Raw genomic sequence first — 16,095 nt, forward strand, 5'->3', positions numbered from 1 at the left:
CTCCGCCACCCGGACCCCCCGGAAACACCCTGGGTCAGCCGGTGATCGCCGCGTTGATCAGGATGTCGACCGCCTGGTCGTTGCGGGTCGTCTGCGGCACGATCTGCGTGTCCCGCGGGTAGAAGCCCGGGTTCGAGCCCTTCGGGTACATCTCGAAGGTGAAGCTCCAGATCTTGTGCGTCGCCCACATCCAGTCGTTGACGCTGCCGTCGGTGATGTAGAGGTCGCTGGACTGCTCCGGCGTGTAGCCGTTGGTGGCGGCCATCTGCCGTCCCAGCGTCTGGAACTTCTGCGCCTCGGCCGCGGTCAGGCCCGGCGCCGTGTCGGCGTAGGTGTAGCCGAACGGCCAGAGGACGAGCTCGGAGTAGGTGTGGAAGTCGATGTGCGTCTTGATCTGCTGGACGCCGCCGACCACGCGCGAGTTCACCCAGTTCGAGACGGCGCGGGTTTCGGGCGCCGAGAACGCCGCCGTGCCGCGGTAGGTCTCACTGGACGTCGAGCCCGACGAGCCGCCGCAGCAGCCCCACTTGTAGCCCCAGTTGCGGTTGGTGTCGGTGCCTGGGCCCTGGCGGTTCTTGCGCCAGCTGTGGAAGGTACCGCCGGAGATGTCGTACTCGGAACCGTCCGGGTTGACGCTCGGGATCACCCAGATTTCGGTGCTGTCCACGAGCCGCTTGATCGCGGGATCCGTCGCGTAGCCGCTGGTCAGCCGCTGCACGATGTGCAGGCACATCTCGGTGGTGAGGTGCTCGCGCGCGTGCTGGTTGCAGGTGAAGAGGACCTCGGGCTCGTTCTCGTCGGTCGCGGCGTTGTCGGAGATCTTGATCAGCGACAGCGCGCGGCCTTCGTACGACGTGCCGGCGCTGCCGAGCTTCGTCAGCGTCGGGTAATTCGCGACGGTTTTCTGCAGCTCCGTCTGGGTTTCGGCGTAGGTGTGGTAGCCGGTGTAACCGGCCGGGAAGTCCTCGACGGCCGCGGTGCCCTGGGGCCGGTTCACCGCGCCGAGCGCTTTGACGCCGAAGCCGAGCGCGCGCAGCTGGGCCGCTTCGCCTGGGTTGGCGATGACCGTCGTCGTGCCGTTCGTGCTGTCGAGGATGTCGGCGCCGGTCGTCGCGACGTCGGTGCGTTGCTGGGCCGTGCCGGTGCCGATCACCTCGTAGACCTGCGGTCCGGACGGCTGGGCGGCGGCCTGGCCGCCGGTGGCGAGCATCAGAAGGACGGCCGCGGCCGTCGCCGTGCACGTTCGTGGGCGCATCACGTCTCCTGCTCTCGAGGGTGCTTCGACCTTGGCGGGAGCCGGACGTAGTGCGCAATCCGTACGTCTACGGATCTTCAGGGCGTTGCTAGCCGTAGTTGGCGAAGCAGAGGGCCTCGATGTCGGCACGCAGCGTGGCGAACGGCCGAGGCCGCACCCGCTGCTGGACGACCGTGCCGAGCAGGTAGGACAGCAGCGCGCGGGCCCGGGCCCGCGGGTCGTCGACGTCGAGCGGGGCGAGCAGCTCGGCCAGCAGCTCGGTGAGCGAGGTGAGCATGACGTCGATGGCCTGCGGGTGCTGGGCGCGGCCGGCCGCGATCCAGTACTCGAACCAGAGGAAGGCCGCGTTGGGGTTGGCGGCGAAGACGCGCAGGTACTCCTCGAGGACGGCGAAGAGGCGCTTGCGCGGTTCTTCGTGCTTCGCGGCGACTTCGCGCAGTCCCGCGGCGAAGGCGGTGATGTGCGCGGCCATGGCGCGGTCGATGAGGACGTCGATGTCGGCGAAGTAGTAGTGGATGGCGCTCTTGGTGAGCGGCCCGGCGTCGGCGATGGCCCGGACGGTGCACCCGGCGAGTCCGTCGCGCGCGAGGACGACCCGCGCGGCTTCGACGATCTGGTCCTGCTTGGCCAGCTGGTTGGGGGAGAGCCGGTCGCTGCGACCGGGGACTGCGCTCACGGTGATTCTCGTTACCTTCTTCCTGGACGGCAGCCCCGAATCCTAGGGCAGACGTCCTGCGGGTGACCTCGGGGTGAAAAACCGGATTGGCCACCCCGGTCCGTGCGGCGGACAATGCGCGGCATGGTGATCTCAGGGGACAAGGGGCTCAGCTCGGCCGCGCGCAGCCAGCTGGAGAAGGAAATCGCGAACCTGCGCGCGCAACGGGCCGCTCTCGCGCCGCAACCCGGCGAGCAGGAGCGCACCGGGGACGCGGCGGACCAGGCGGACGTGATCGACCGCGCGGAGTCGGCGGCCCGGCTGGACCGCCAGATCGCCGACTTGGCCGCGAAGATGGAGCACGGCGGCTACGGCAACGCCCAGCTCCCGGACGGCACGACGGTGACGCTCCGCTTCTCGGACGGAGACGAAGAGACGTTCCAGGTGGTCACGGTCCCGGGCGAAGACGCGGACGCGATCACCTCGGACAGCCCCCTGGGCCTGGCCCTGGTAGGAGCCAAGTCAGGCGACGAGATCACCTACAAAACCCCCAGAGGCGACGCAAAAGCCACGGTGGTCAAACTGGCCCCCCCGAAGTAGCCGAGCCCCTCAAAGGGCCCCCAGTCACAAGCTGGGGGCCCTTTGCCGTCCCAAACTTGACCCGTACGGGTGGTTCTCGGAAACAAAAATCCGCCCGCCCACCCAAGGCAACCACGGCAGGGGGTCCGGGGGCGAAGCCCTCCGGGCGGGGTGTGGGGGCTGCGCCCCCACGGGACAAGCGGAGCAAAAAAAGGCCCCTGCCCTAGAGGGGCAGGGGCCGTCCATTTGCGGAGCCGCCTGGGGGAATCGAACCCCCGACCTATTCATTACGAGTGAATCGCTCTGGCCGACTGAGCTAAGGCGGCATGTCTCCGGCTCGCGCTGGCGACGGTAGCAAGTGTAGCGGAGGCTGTGCGCGTCACTTTCCGGGGGGACTGTCGTTAGGGCCCTATGACGTCGGTCTCACTCCCCGGTCGACCCTATCTGGAGGCTCTGGCACATGCGGCGAAGACTGCCCCGTTCGGTGGCCCTGCCGGCGGCCGCGGCGTTGGTCCTGCTCAGCGCGGCACCGGCGAACGCCGATCCGACTTATCCGACGACGCCGATCCCGCAGCCGGCGAGTTCCGGGCAGGCGCCGATCTCGGCGCCGATCGGGCCGCAGCCGCTGGGGCAGGCGGTCGGGGACGCGGGGACCGCGCTCGGGATCATCCGGTTGCTGCCGAACTCCGTGCCGACGAGCACGATCCTGCCGGGGTTCGGGGAGACACTGCCGAAGCAGTCGGCGCTCGAGGCCGGGATGGGTCTCTCCAGCGCGTCGGCGAACTCGGACGCCTACTTGAGCTATGAGAAGGCGATCGCGCAGGCGTCGCCGTTCGGGCTTTCGGTGGGCGGGAACGCGCCGCAGGCGCCGGGCAGTGTCGTGCAGACGGCGTTGCCGGACAACCCGCAGCCGATCAGCGGCGGGCTGAACGCGCCGTCGAACCCGCTGCTCAACGTGGGTCTGCTGAACGGGAGCGCGCACGCGCGGTGGAGCCCGACGCTGGGCCCGTGCGTCGACACCATCGCCGACGCGAACACGTCGGTGGCGAGCCTGTCGCTGCTGAACGTCATCCCGTCGATGCCGAACCTGAACCTGGGTTCGCTGTCGCCGAAGCTGGATCCGAGCACGCTGGCGAGCGGGTTCGACCTGACGAAGGGCCTGCAGAGCCTCGGCGGTCTGCTGCAGGGTGGCGGGCAGACGGCGAAGGACGGCACCGGTTCGCTGCTGAGCCTGCCGAACACGCTGTCGTCGCGGTCGCAGGTGAAGCTCGTCGACGTGCCCGGCTCGAAGAACAAGGCCGTGCAGTCGACGTCGACGCTGCAGGCCGCGGACATCGAGGTCCTCAAGGGGACGCCGTTGGCGCTGAGCATCAAGGTGGCGAGCCAGCCGACGCTGAAGGTGACCTCCACCGGTGACGCGAAGACGTCCAAAGTGGACTACACCGCGCCGGTGCTGACCATCGAAGCGGCCGGTAAGACGCTGTACACGCTGGACGCGGCGCACCCGACGAAGGACATCCCGATCGGGCTGCCGCTGAAGGGGCTGAGCGACCAGTTCGGGCAGGTCAACGACATCCCGGTGGTCGGCGGGCTGGTCTCGACGCTCACGAAGGGCATCCAGCAGGTCGGCAACACGACCGGCACGGTGCTCGACCTGGGTGTCCTGCGGCTGAGCATCGCCGGGCTGGACCAGAAGTCCGCGCAGATGACGACGCCGTTCAAGGGCTTCCAGCTGGGCGCGTCGGCGCGGCTGTTCGACCTGCAGCTGCTGCCGACGACCAAGCTCAAGAGCCTGCTGCCGGACGACCAGGCGAAGAACCTGCCGTCGTCGCTGGCGCAGCTGTCGCTCGGCGAGCAGGTCGCGCGGGCCTACGCGCCGACCGGCGGTGTGGTGTGCGGGTCGACGTCGACGCCGCCCGCGGGTGGCCAGGCGCCGAAGGGGCCGGTGAAGAACCTCGCCTACACCGGCGGCGCGTACGACACCGTGCCGCTGTTCTGGACGGGCACGGCGATGCTGCTGATCGGTGTCGTGATGGTGGCGGCGATGCCGGGTACCCGGCGCCGTCCGCTGGCCGTCGCGGTGGAGCCGAAGCCGTTCAAGCCGTCGCCGCGGCCGCGCGAGTGACCGGGACGCCCCGGGGGCAGTGAAGGAACCCGTCAGGAGCCCGGTGCTCCTGACGGGTTCCTTTTCGCTACCTCCCCAGGGCCGCCTGCAGGCGGACTCAGCCTTGGCGCAAGGTCGTGACCATCGCCTCGACGGCAATGCGCGGCTTCACGTTCAAGTCGATCGCTTCACGGCATTCCAGCACCGCTTCGAGACGGCGAAGCGTCGACTCCGGTGTCCACGCCTGCGCCGCCTCGCGGATCTGGTCGGCGTGGTCGGGGTGGTTGAGCGTCGCGCCCGAGCGGGTCGTCGTCACCAGGACGTCGCGGTAGAAGGCGGCCAGGTCGATCAGTGCCAGGTCGAGTGTGTCGCGCTGGGTGCGGGTCGCGCGGGACTTCTGCTTCTTCTCGAGCTGCTTGACCGCGGCCTCCGCGGCTCGTTTGGCCCCGGCGACGCCCTTGCCGACGCCGTCGCCGCCCATCGCGGTCCGCAGTTCGTTGCGCTCGTCCTCGTCGCGGGCCTTGCTCGCTTCGCCCGCGTCGGCCTCCGCCGCGCTGATCAGCTGGTCGGCGCTGGTGAAGACGTCGCTCATCCGGCGCAGGCCCAGCGGGATCCGCAGCACGGTGGCCCGCCGCTGCCGGGCCGCCTCGTCGGTGGCGAGCCGGCGCGCGCGGCCGACGTGGCCGCCGCACACGGAAGCCGCCCACTGCGCGCGCTCCGGGTCGACGTGGTCGCGCCGCATCAGCACGTCCGCGATCGCCTCGGGCGGCGGCGTCCGCAGCGTCACCAGGCGGCAGCGCGAACGGATCGTCACGGAGACGTCCTCGGGGTGGTCCGAGGGCGCGCACAGCAGGAAGACCGTGCGGTCCGGGGGTTCTTCGACGGCCTTCAGCAGCGCGTTCGACGCGCCTTCGGTGAGCCTGTCGGCGTCTTCGATGATCACGACCTGCCAGTGCCCGGTCGTCGGGCGGCGCGCGGCCGCCTGCACCAGGGCACGCATCTCGGCGACCGAGATGGACAGGCCTTCCGGCACCACGAGCCGGACGTCGGCGTGGGTGCCCGCCATCGTCGTGTGGCAGCCCGGGCAGGCGTCGCAGCCGGTGCCGGTGCTGCACTGCAGGGCCGCGGCGAACGTCCGCGCGGCCACCGACCGGCCGGACCCGGGCGGACCGGTGAGCAGCCAGGCGTGCGTCATCGCACCGGCCGGGGCGGGCTCGCCGGCGACGATCTTGGCGGCGGCCGCGGCGGCCTTGGTGAGCGTTTCGACCGCGGGCTCCTGGCCGACCAGCTGGTTCCAGACGCCGATGCGCTCGGTCGTCGTCACTTCGCCTCCACGCGAGGCTCTTCCGGGACGGGCAGCGGGTCGTCGACGTCCAGCGGGAGCGTCGACGGCAGGTCAGTGACCGGCTTGTCCGTGGTCCCCGGCTGCCCGGTGACCGGCTGGTCGGACGCCGGCGCCAGCGCGGCCAGGCGGCCGACGAACACGGCCCGCAGGGCGGTGCGGATGCGCTCGGCGACCTCGGCGTCCGTGCCGTCGGCGTCGACCACGACGTACCGCTCCGGATCGGCCGCGGCCATCTCGGTGAGCAGGTGCTGGACGCGCCACTGGTCGTTCATCGCGGCCGACTTGTCGCGCGGCGCGCCGTTCGGCGCCGAGTCGAGCAGGACGGTCAGGTCCGGGCGAAGCCGTCCGGTCGCCCAGTCGGCGAGGCCTTCCAGCTCGTCGCTGTCCAGCCCGGCGACGGCCGAGAGGTGGGCGAGCGGCGAGTCGACGAACCGCTCCATCACCACGACCGAACCGGCGTCCAGCGCGGGCTGCACGTGCCGCTCGACGATGTCGGCCCGCACGGCGGCCGCGGCCAGCGCCTGCGCCCGGGCTCCGGTCAGTGAAGCGCCCGAGACGAGCGCGGTGAGCCGCTTGTCGTCGAGCGCCGGGTCGGCGGCGACCACGACCGGCCGCGTGCCGGCGCGCATCCAGTCGGCGAGCGTGACGGCCTGGATCGCGGTGTTGATCGCGGTCGTGCCCTCGACGGCGATCAGGTAGCCGTTGACGCGCCGCGGCGTGCGGCGCAGGGCGTTGCGCAGGTCGGACAGGATCGGCTCGGTGCGCTTGTCGTCCATCTGCCGGTACGCGAACAGGCCCGCTACCAGCGCGATCGCGGCGCCGCCGAGCATGACCGGGCGCGTGCCGTCGATGGTGAGCGGGCTGCCCCAGACGGAGATGGTGTGCCGCTGGACCAGGCCGACCAGCAGGGGCACCGTGACCGTGGTGCCGAACAGCACCAGCTTCATCATCAGCTGGTAGATCGCGTTGATCCGGCCGCGGATGGCGTCTTCGACGCGCGAGCCGATGATCGTGACGCCGGTGAGGAACGCCGTCCCGGCCCAGATGCCGACGAAGAACACGGCGATCAGCGAGAACGTCAGGTGCGGCGACAACGCCACCACCAGCAACGACAGCGCGGCGGCGATGATGGAGATGCCGAACAGCCGGTCGTGCGCGAGCCGCCGGGCGAGCTTCGGGGCGGTGGCCATGCCCGTGGCCAGGCCGAGGAACACGGCCAGCACCAGCAGGTTGAACGCCGAGTCGCCGGCCAGCAGGCTCGAGGAGTACGGCTTGGCCGAGCCGATCACGGCGCCGCCCGCGGCGAACGCGCCGAACGCGCCCACCAGCAGGCCGCGCACCAGCGGCGTGCTGCGGATGAACCGGAAGCCGTCGGCGATCATCTGGCCGATGCCGAACTTCTCTTCGTCGGCCGGCTTGACCGTCTGCTGCGGCATTTCGTGGACGTTGCGCAGCGAGAGCTCGGGGATCCGGGTGGCGATGACGATCGCGCTGGCCAGGTAGAGCAGGCCGGTGATGATGACGACCAGCTTCGCGATGCTGAGGCTCGCGTTGTCGCCCGGGAACAGGTGGAAGGTCGTGTTGACGCCGGTGATGATGGCGTTCGCGCCGGCCGCGGTGATGACGGCGAGGCCGTAGGTCATCACCATGCCGAGCTGGTTGGCCGTCTCGACCTGGTCGGGCCGGCGGAGCAGGTTGGGGACCGCCGCTTCTTTCGAAGGGATCCACATGCTCGACGCGCTGCCGACGAGGAAGTTGCCGACGAGCAGCCACCAGGGCGCGCTGACGATCGCGATGGACAGCAGGAAGCCGCACCGCAGCAGGTCGGCGACCACCATCACCTTGCGGCGGTCGAACCGGTCGGCGAGCAGGCCGCCGACGGGCGCGAACAAAAGCCCCGGCGCGAGGCCGGTGAGCACCACGCCGACGAACGCGAAGTTCTGGGCGAAGTAGTTGTCCGTCAGCTTCGTGGCCAGGCCGGTCAGGGCGAGGATGTTCAGCCAGTCGGCCACGCTGCACAGGTACGTGACGCCCCAGAGCCGCCGGAAAGGTTTGATCGCCAGCACCCGCCGGACCCGGTTGATCGTGGACGCCTCGGCGCCCGACGACCCACCCGGGCCGGCCCCGGGTACCGATCGCACGCCCTCGCTGATACGCCCACCCCACTAGTCACGGCGGTGCCGGACACCCTCGTGGGAAAGCCCGACCGTGAAGCCAGGGTAGCCCGATCGGCCCTTGCCTCGCGGGCGGCCCCGAGGTCCCGGTGGGGTGGGGAACAGCGGGCGAACGCTAGTCGAACAGCCCGCTCACGCTGCTCACCAGGCTCGACACCATCTCGATGGCGACGAAACCGAACACGATCAGCAGAGCCACCGCCAGGATGACACCCGCCGCGCTCGACGACGGCCGGTTGAACGCCGGCATCGACACCGACGGCATCTTCGGCAGCTTCCGCCGCTTGACGGGCACGACCTCGAGGTCTTCGTCGAAGTCCTCCTCGGCGAGCGGCTGCTGCCGCACGGGACGCAGCAGCTGCGGCGGCCGGGTCGGCCAGGTGCGCTGCCGGTTCCGCTGCCGCGGGAGCAGGCCGGGCGGCGGTGCCCCGTCTTCCCCGGCGGTGCTCGTGGTGCCCGCCGGCGGGATGGGCTGCGGAGCCCGGGCGTTCTCCTCGCGCAAGGTCTCCTCGACCATCCGCCGCACGGCTTCCTCGTCGTGCTGCACTGGCCCGGCCACCGGGATGGCGGCGGGCTCGTGGCCATTGGCGACCGCGGCGCGTGGCTCGGAGCCGGCCGTGACCAGTCCCGATACGGGGTCGGCGAACGTTTCGCCGGGTGCTTCGGACAGAGTGCCGTCGCGCTGAGTGAGCTCGGGGGCATTGAAGAAGGGAGCCTCACCGTTCGCGCTCATGGTGACCACCTCACTACTGAATGTCCTCGCCTTTCCAGGGTAGCGACGATGGCGGATAACGCATCCGCCCAATGGCTCTGTCTGCTGTGGAGGGTCCGTCACGCTGCGCAAGCCCGCACCCGAACCCCCTGCAGTGTCCAGTCCGCCGAGGGTCCGGTCGACCGCCAATGGTGACGGATTGTAGTGAGTCCGGTCACAAGACCGGCAGCCGGGACTGGCCAGCGGACGGCCCGCGGTGGCCAGTTCGCCGGGCGCCACCCGGGCCGCGCACGGCGTCGCACAGAAAGGCCCGCGCCGGCTGCTCACCTGCTCAGGGCACCTCCTCCTGCCCGAGGTCGATCATCTTCCGGCACCAGTCGCGCAGCATGCCGCGGCTGAAGGGACTCAGAACCAGCTGACGGCAGCCGTCACCGCGGTCGAGGGCCGCCAGCGCGAAGCGGCCCAGGTCCGTGTCGACCAGGACGAACCCGTGGTCGGGGAACTCCGCGCACAGGCCGCCGAAGGCGAGCATGTCCAGCACCGCCGTGCCCGAGCGGGGACGGGCCAGCAGCTCACGCATCGCGCCGACGTCGTCTTCCTGGCCGTCGTGGACCAGGCCGTCGTCGTCGACCGACAGCCAGATCGCGCGGGGCGAGGCACCGAACGGCACGTCCGGTAGCTCGGCCACCAGCATCTCCGGCAGCTCCTCGAAGTCGGCGAGGTGGATCGCGGTGCGCCCGGGCAGCGAGCCCATCATGAACGCCCGCTCGCCATCGGCGTAGCAGCGGATGTCCGCGGTCTCCGGCCCTTCGTCGAACACACCGCACAACGCCGCCCGGACCGAGCCGCGCAGCATCAGCGACACCACCTCGAAGCCGACCTCGTTGAGCTCACCGTCTTCGCCGAACGGCGTGCCATCGATCCAGGCGGCCCACTCGGTGTGCCGCTCCACCTCGGCGATCAGGTCGGCCGGATCGTCGGAGACCGGGCCGTGCACGAGGATGTCGTGGTCGCTGACATCCGGGTTGTACAGCCGGTCGACGGGCTCCCGGTCCGGCATCGCCGCCAGCACCGGCCCGGCCGCCAGCTCGAGCAGCTCGAGCGCGGCCGTGCGGTCAGCCATGGCTCCGCGCCTCCTCACCGGCTCGCCGCCCGGCACCGTTCCGGTCGCCGGCCGGGCGGGCGCGGCCGTCACGTGAGGTCGGGGCCGCCGCTCGTGACGGTGGCTTTCCGGCCGCGCAGGATCGCGTGGCCGGGGCGGGTGGTTGCGGCGCCGAGTCAGCATCGGTGCGGGATGCAGGCGAGCCCGGGCCGTCCTCGGCGGGCGACCGGGACTCGGAGTCAGCCTCGGCACGCGACCGAGGCGAGGCTGAGCCGCCCTCGGCGGGCGACCGGGGCTCGGAGTCAGCCTCGGCGGGCGACCGGGACTCGGAGTCAGCCTCGGCACGCGACCGAGGCAACGCTGAGCCGCCCTCGGCGGGCGACCGGGGCTCGGAGTCAGCCTCGGTGGCATCCGGTGGCGCGGATACGCCGCTGTTCTGCTCCGCAGCCTCGAGGATCGCCTCGCTGACGGTGAGCCACATCGGCGCGGGCGCCTGCTCCGGCCCGTCCGCCTGCTCCTGTGCCTCCCTCACAGGTTTCCGCTGGTCAGGCATGGCTCTGCACCGCCTCGACGATCCACTGCTCGGCCGTTGTGCGGGAGGCTGGGCCCCACGTGACCGTCCAGCGGCCGGTTCGGCCTACCGCTGCGCTGAACTGGTAGCGGCCCAGGTCGTTGTCCACCAGGCCGAACGCGCCGTGGGGGTACTCCGCCAGGATCGCGTTGCGCACCGCCAGGTCGACCAGCACCGTGCCCAGGCGGGGCCGGGCCGCGCACTCGCGGATCAGCTCCACCTCGCGCTCGCAGCCGCGCGGGATCAGGCCTCCTTCGTCGGTCTCGATGCGCACCTGGTGGCCGGGGCCCGGCGGGCGGTCGGGCAGGCCGTCGAAGACCCAGCCCGGCAGCTCGCTCAGGAACCCCGAACGCAGCCGCGCCCGGGTGCCCAGCTTGTGCAGCACCGTGGTGTAGTCCTCGTCGCCGAAGAACCGCACCTCCCACGGCTCCCGCCGTGCCGGGAAGACGCCGGTCACCACGCCGCGGATGAAGCCGCCGCGCAGCGCCCGGTACAGCCCGACGGCTTCCGCCGTGACCTCGCCACCCGGGGCCAGGCCGATCGCGGACATCCCGGCGACGAACCGCGTGTACTGCTCCACTTCGTCCGCGAGGGTCCGCGGCGGCGAGGAGGGACGGCCCGGCAGCGGTCCGGTGTCCGCCAGCACCGGCGGGATCTCGAACTCGGGGTCGTAGAACTCCATCACCGAGGGCCGCTCCGGCACCTCGGCCGACAGCGGGGCGATGACCTCGTCGATGACGTCGAAGACGGCGACTGAGTTGTTCACCCCTTGATTGAACACCCTGGCACCGACAATTTCTCGCACATATGTTCGACCGGGTGACACCTTTCGGTGAGCGGTCGGCGAGCGGCTCACGCATGCTCCGGCACCCGCCCTTCGACGAACTCCGCGAGCCGCTCCACACTGCCGGGCAGCCACCAGAACCGGCGGTGGCCGCCCTTGCGTCTGCCCAGAGCGGCCAGGTGGCGGCCGCGGTCGTCGTCGACGAGCGCCAGCACCTCCCACGGCCGTCGCGGCCCGCGGTCGCCATCGCAGGCGACGTCGATCTGCAGGGTGCCCAGCCGCGGCCGGTCCAGATCGTCCATCAGGTCGTAGATCAGGCACTCCTGCTCGGGCTCGAGCACCCCACGCTCGTCGGCGTCGAGGTAGAGCCCGCGGCCCGGCGCCGGTGGCCGCGGCGGCAGGCGCGTGAACGCCAGGCCGAGCAACTCGGCGGCCGAGCCCAGCGCGGGCCCGGACAGCCGCAGGCCGTCCCCGGCGACGCCGAACCTCTTCCGGTCGTCGAAGAAGGCTGCCGTCCACGGCTCGCCGGTTATCGCGACGGCGACGCCGCAGACGCCGCCGCTGCCCACGAAGCCGGGGAGCGAGTCCATGAGGTCCGTGGCGGTGGAGCTGCCGGCGGCCGCCGCCCGGACCGGCTTCAGGATCTTGGTGGTCACCGTGTGCACGGTGCGTGGTGTCTTGGTCACGCGTTCATGAAACCCGGGACCACCGACAATTTCCCGAACATCCGTTCGAGATGTCACCCGAAAGAGTGGGCAGACACCACGAAGGCCCCCGGGTGAACCGGGGGCCTTCGTGGGCGTCTTACTTGGACTTCGTCGCGGTCGAGCCGGAGCGCTTCGTCCCGGTGGACTTGGCCGCCGCGGCCTTCGACGTCTTGCTCGTACCCGCCTTGACCGTCTTCGCCGTCGTCGACGCGGGCTTGCGAGCCGGCGCCTTCCGCTTCGGCGCCGGGCCCTTCGCGCGCTTCTCGGCCAGCAGCTCGGAAGCCCGCTCGGCGGTCAGCGACTCGATTTCGTCGCCCTTCCGCAGGGTCGCGTTGTACTCGCCGTCGGTCACGTACGGGCCGAAGCGGCCGTCCTTGACCACCATCGGCTTCTTCGACACCGGGTCCTCGCCCAGCTCCTTCAGCGGCGGGCGGGCCGTCGCCGACCGCCCGCGCTGCTTCGGCTCGGCGTAGATCTTCAACGCTTCTTCGACGGTGATCGAGAACAGCTGGTCCTCGGTCGAGAGCGACCGCGAGTCCGTGCCCTTCTTCAGGTACGGCCCGTAGCGCCCGTTCTGCGCGGTGATCTCGTCGCCGGACTCCGGGTCCTTGCCGACCACACGCGGCAGCGAAAGGAGCTTCAACGCGTCGTCGAGCGTGATGGTCTCGATGTCCATCGACTTGAACAGCGAGCCCGTACGCGGCTTCGGCGCCTTCGCCTTGGCAGCCTTCTTCTGCGCGGCCGTGGCGTCCTCGGGGATCTCCACCTCGGGCAGCAGCTCGGTCACGTACGGCCCGAAGCGGCCTTCCTTGGCGACGATCTCGTGCCCGCTCACCGGGTCGGTGCCCAGCGAACGCCCTTCCTGCGGAGTCGCGAACAGCTTCTCCGCGATCTCCTGCGTCAGCTCGTCCGGCGGGAGGTCCTCGGGCAGGTTCGCGCGCTGCGACTCGCCGTTGACCTCGCGCTCGAGGTACGGCCCGTAGCGCCCGACGCGGACCACGACCGTGTGCCCGTCGGCGTCGCTGAACAGCGGGATCGAGTTGATCTCCCGCGCGTCGATGTCCTCGACGCTGCCCTCGACCAGCTTCTTCAGCCCGCCCAGGCGGCCGATCGAGCCGTCGACGCCCATGTCTCCACCGAAGTAGAACTTCGACAGCCACTGCGCGCGCTGCTCGTTGCCCGCCGCGATGCGGTCGAGCTCGTCCTCCATGCCGGCGGTGAAGTCGTAGTCGACGAGCCGCTCGAAGTGCCGTTCCATCAGGCCGATCACGGCGAACGCGACCCACGACGGAACGAGCGCGGAGCCCTTCTTCCACACGTAGCCGCGGTCCTGGATCGTCTTGATGATCGACGCGTACGTCGACGGGCGGCCGATGCCCAGCTCTTCCAGCTTGCTGACCAGGCTCGGCTCCGAGTAGCGGGCCGGCGGCGACGTCGTGTGGCCGTCGGGGCTCAGCTCTGTGGCCGTGAGCTCCTGGTCCTTCTCCAGCACCGGCAGGCGGCTCTGCTTGTCGTCGGCCTCGCCGCCGGTCTCGGTGTCGACCGCCTCGACGTACGCCTTGAGGAAGCCCGCGAAGGTGATCGTGCGGCCCGAAGCGGCGAAGGTGCACTCCTCGCCCGACGTCGCGTTGCCGACGATGCGGACGGACATCGTGGTGCCCTTGGCGTCCGCCATCTGCGACGCGATCGTGCGCTGCCAGATCATCTCGTAGAGCCGGAACTCGTCGGTGTCCAGTTCGCCCGCGACCTGGCCCGGCGTGCGGAAGACCTCGCCCGACGGCCGGATGGCCTCGTGCGCTTCCTGCGCGTTCTTGACCTTGCGCGTGTACTGGCGCGGCGACGGCGAGACGTACTCCTTGCCGTACAGCTGCGTGGCCTGGCTGCGCGCGGCCGAGATCGCCGACTCCGACAGGGTCGTCGAGTCGGTACGCATATAAGTGATGTAACCGTTCTCGTACAGCTTCTGCGCGATCCGCATGGTGCGCTCGGAGGTGAACCGCATCTTGCGGCCCGCCTCCTGCTGCAGCGTCGACGTCATGAAGGGCGCGTACGGCTTCCGCGTGTACGGCTTCTCTTCGACGCTCGAGACCTTGAAGTCACGCTGCTTGAGCGCGTCGGCCAGACGCCGCGCGTCGGCCTCGGCGAGCACCCGGACCTCGGTGTTGGACGCCTTGAGCTGCCCGTCCGAGCCGAAGTCGCGGCCGGTGGCCAGGCGCGCGCCGTCGACGGCGACCAGGCGCGCCGGGAAGTTCCGCGGCGAGGCCTCCTCACCGGCGTCCATCGTCGCCGAGATGTCCCAGTACGACGCCGAGGTGAAGCGCATGCGCTCGCGCTCCCGCTCGACCACGATCCGGGTCGCCACGGACTGCACGCGGCCCGCCGAGAGCTTCGGCATGACCTTCTTCCACAGCACCGGCGAGACCTCGTAGCCGTAGAGGCGGTCGAGGATGCGGCGGGTCTCCTGCGCGTCGACGAGGTCGGCGTCCAGCTCACGGGTCGAGTCGGCGGCCGCGCGGATGGCCTGCTCGGTGACCTCGTGGAAGACCATCCGGCGGACCGGGACCTTCGGCTTCAGCGTCTCGAGCAGGTGCCACGCGATGGCCTCGCCCTCGCGGTCGGGGTCCGTGGCGAGGTAGAGCTCGTCGACGTCCTTGAGCAGGCCCTTGAGCTCGGTGACCTTGGACTTCTTGTCCGGGGTGACCACGTAAAGGGCCTTGAAGTCGTTGTCGACGTCGACGCCGAGGCGCGCCCAGGACTCGCCCTTGTACTGGGCGGGCACGTCGGCAGCGCCCCGCGGCAGGTCGCGGATGTGCCCGACGGAGGACTCGACGACGTAACCGCCGCCCAGATAGGGGGCGATCTTGCGAGCCTTCGTCGGCGACTCGACGATGACCAGCCGCCGGTGCCCGGCGCCGTTGTCCGCCGAGGCTCCGTTCTTCTTGGTCCGTGCTCCTGCCACGCTGCCCTGCTCTCCGCTCATCTCGTCCCGCCGCCGCGGGACCGCACCGGGCCCGTCCCCGTAGGTCCGGGCCCGCGTCTTCGACCTGCCAGTGTGCACGCTGTTCCGGCCCGGACGGCGCGGAGGTGGCCCAACACGCCGCCGGTCCTGTGTCCAGCGCATCGCCGCTGACCTCGACGATGTTTCCCCAACGTACCCGTCACGTGATTTCGGCCACGTCCCGCGCAGCCTAGCGCGTGACCACCCGGATACCCTCCGTTCGACGGTGGTGGGCGCGGGGACGGCACCGCTTCACTGGTTTCCCCGCCCCGCCGAAAGGATCCGACATGACCCGACGCCTGCTCGGCGCCCTGCTCACCGCCGCGACCGCCACAGTATTACTGGGAACGACACCGGCGAGTGCGGCAGCGGCGAACTTCGCCGGCACGGTCGCCCTGTCCAACTGCTCGGGTTCGGTGGTCAAGCCCGCCGCGACACCCGACACGGCACCCGCGCTCGTCATGTCGAACGGGCACTGCCTCGAGACCGGTTTCCCCGGCCCCGGCGAAGTGATCACCAACCGCACCTCCAGCCGGACGTTCACGCTGCTCACGGCCAGCGGCAGCACCAAGGCGACGCTCCGCGCCAAGAAGATCGTCTACGGCACGATGACCGACACCGACGTGTCGCTCTACCAGCTCACCACCACCTACGCGCAGATCAAGTCGAGCTACGGGATCTCGCCGCTGGAGCTGTCCGACGCGCACCCGGCCGCGGGCTCGGCGATCGACGTCGTCTCCGGCTACTGGAAGCGGATCTACTCCTGCAACGTCGACGGCTTCGTCTACCGGTTGAAGGAGGGCAGCTGGACCTGGAAGGACTCGATCCGCTACACGTCCGCCTGCCAGACCATCGGCGGGACGTCCGGCTCGCCGATCATCTCCGGCGGCAAGGTCGTCGGCGTGAACAACACCGGCAACGAAGACGGCGAGCGCTGCACGGAGAACAACCCGTGCGAGGTCGACCAGGCCGGCAACGTCACCGTGCACTACAAGACGAACTACGGCCAGGAGACCTACGGCATTCCCGCCTGCCTCACCCCGGCCAACGAAATCGCCCTGACGCAGGCCGGCTGCACCCTGCCCCGGCCCTGACGCGCCACCCGCACC

At 70.6% G+C, this 16,095-nt stretch carries 12 protein-coding genes and 1 tRNA gene; 3 read left to right on the forward strand and 10 right to left on the reverse strand.

Annotation, left to right across the window (positions count from 1 at the left end; translation table 11 throughout):
• Positions 1 to 34: 34 nt before the first annotated feature.
• Both ACWEN0_RS05875 and ACWEN0_RS05880 read right to left on the reverse strand, forming a co-directional pair.
• Positions 35 to 1,255, reverse strand: a complete 1,221-nt coding sequence (locus ACWEN0_RS05875) for a M14 family metallopeptidase (protein WP_451969291.1) — start codon at positions 1,253 to 1,255, stop codon at positions 35 to 37.
• An 88-nt stretch (positions 1,256 to 1,343) separates the two neighbouring features.
• A complete protein-coding gene (locus ACWEN0_RS05880) occupies positions 1,344 to 1,931 on the reverse strand; it encodes a TetR/AcrR family transcriptional regulator (RefSeq protein WP_451969293.1) in 588 nt (195 codons plus the stop codon).
• Positions 1,932 to 2,054: 123 nt separating this feature from the next.
• On the opposite strand from ACWEN0_RS05880, the gene ACWEN0_RS05885 reads away from it, so the two are divergent.
• Positions 2,055 to 2,510 carry a GreA/GreB family elongation factor gene (locus tag ACWEN0_RS05885; RefSeq protein ID WP_451969295.1) on the forward strand — a complete coding sequence of 152 codons (456 nt, stop codon included), beginning with the start codon at positions 2,055 to 2,057 and terminating at the stop codon, positions 2,508 to 2,510.
• 231 nt (positions 2,511 to 2,741) lie between these two features.
• On the opposite strand, the gene ACWEN0_RS05890 is transcribed toward ACWEN0_RS05885, so the two are convergent.
• Positions 2,742 to 2,815, reverse strand: a tRNA-Thr gene (locus ACWEN0_RS05890).
• A 134-nt stretch (positions 2,816 to 2,949) separates the two neighbouring features.
• Between ACWEN0_RS05890 and ACWEN0_RS05895 the strand changes: the two genes are divergently transcribed.
• Positions 2,950 to 4,614, forward strand: a complete 1,665-nt coding sequence (locus ACWEN0_RS05895) for a hypothetical protein (protein ID WP_451969297.1) — start codon at positions 2,950 to 2,952, stop codon at positions 4,612 to 4,614.
• A 97-nt stretch (positions 4,615 to 4,711) separates the two neighbouring features.
• Here the strand turns inward: ACWEN0_RS05895 and ACWEN0_RS05900 are convergent, their stop codons facing one another.
• The 7 genes from ACWEN0_RS05900 to topA form a co-directional block, all read right to left on the reverse strand.
• The gene (locus ACWEN0_RS05900; protein ID WP_451969299.1) at positions 4,712 to 5,917 is read right to left on the reverse strand and encodes a DNA polymerase III subunit delta'; all 1,206 of its coding nucleotides are present in this window, start codon (positions 5,915 to 5,917) and stop codon (positions 4,712 to 4,714) included.
• Positions 5,914 to 8,079: a bifunctional MFS transporter/dTMP kinase gene (locus tag ACWEN0_RS05905; protein ID WP_451969301.1), complete on the reverse strand. Its 2,166-nt coding sequence runs from the start codon at positions 8,077 to 8,079 to the stop codon at positions 5,914 to 5,916. Before ACWEN0_RS05905 ends, ACWEN0_RS05900 begins: the two co-directional genes overlap by 4 nt.
• A 148-nt stretch (positions 8,080 to 8,227) precedes the next feature.
• Complete coding sequence (locus ACWEN0_RS05910; protein ID WP_451969303.1) at positions 8,228 to 8,845, reverse strand: hypothetical protein; 618 nt, start codon at positions 8,843 to 8,845, stop codon at positions 8,228 to 8,230.
• Between the two features lie 310 nt (positions 8,846 to 9,155).
• Positions 9,156 to 9,947, reverse strand: a complete 792-nt coding sequence (locus ACWEN0_RS05915) for a hypothetical protein (RefSeq protein ID WP_451969304.1) — start codon at positions 9,945 to 9,947, stop codon at positions 9,156 to 9,158.
• A 524-nt stretch (positions 9,948 to 10,471) separates the two neighbouring features.
• A complete protein-coding gene (locus ACWEN0_RS05920) occupies positions 10,472 to 11,263 on the reverse strand; it encodes an ESX secretion-associated protein EspG (protein ID WP_451969306.1) in 792 nt (263 codons plus the stop codon).
• Positions 11,264 to 11,349: 86 nt separating this feature from the next.
• A complete protein-coding gene (locus tag ACWEN0_RS05925) occupies positions 11,350 to 11,967 on the reverse strand; it encodes a hypothetical protein (RefSeq protein WP_451969308.1) in 618 nt (205 codons plus the stop codon).
• A gap of 118 nt (positions 11,968 to 12,085) precedes the next feature.
• Entirely contained in the window at positions 12,086 to 14,968 is a 2,883-nt protein-coding gene (topA, locus tag ACWEN0_RS05930; RefSeq protein WP_451969877.1) for a type I DNA topoisomerase, read from the reverse strand.
• Positions 14,969 to 15,273: 305 nt separating this feature from the next.
• On the opposite strand from topA, the gene ACWEN0_RS05935 reads away from it, so the two are divergent.
• Positions 15,274 to 16,080: a S1 family peptidase gene (locus ACWEN0_RS05935; RefSeq protein ID WP_451969309.1), complete on the forward strand. Its 807-nt coding sequence runs from the start codon at positions 15,274 to 15,276 to the stop codon at positions 16,078 to 16,080.
• Positions 16,081 to 16,095: the final 15 nt, after the last annotated feature.

The sequence above is a fragment of the Amycolatopsis sp. NPDC004378 genome (genome assembly GCF_053602455.1).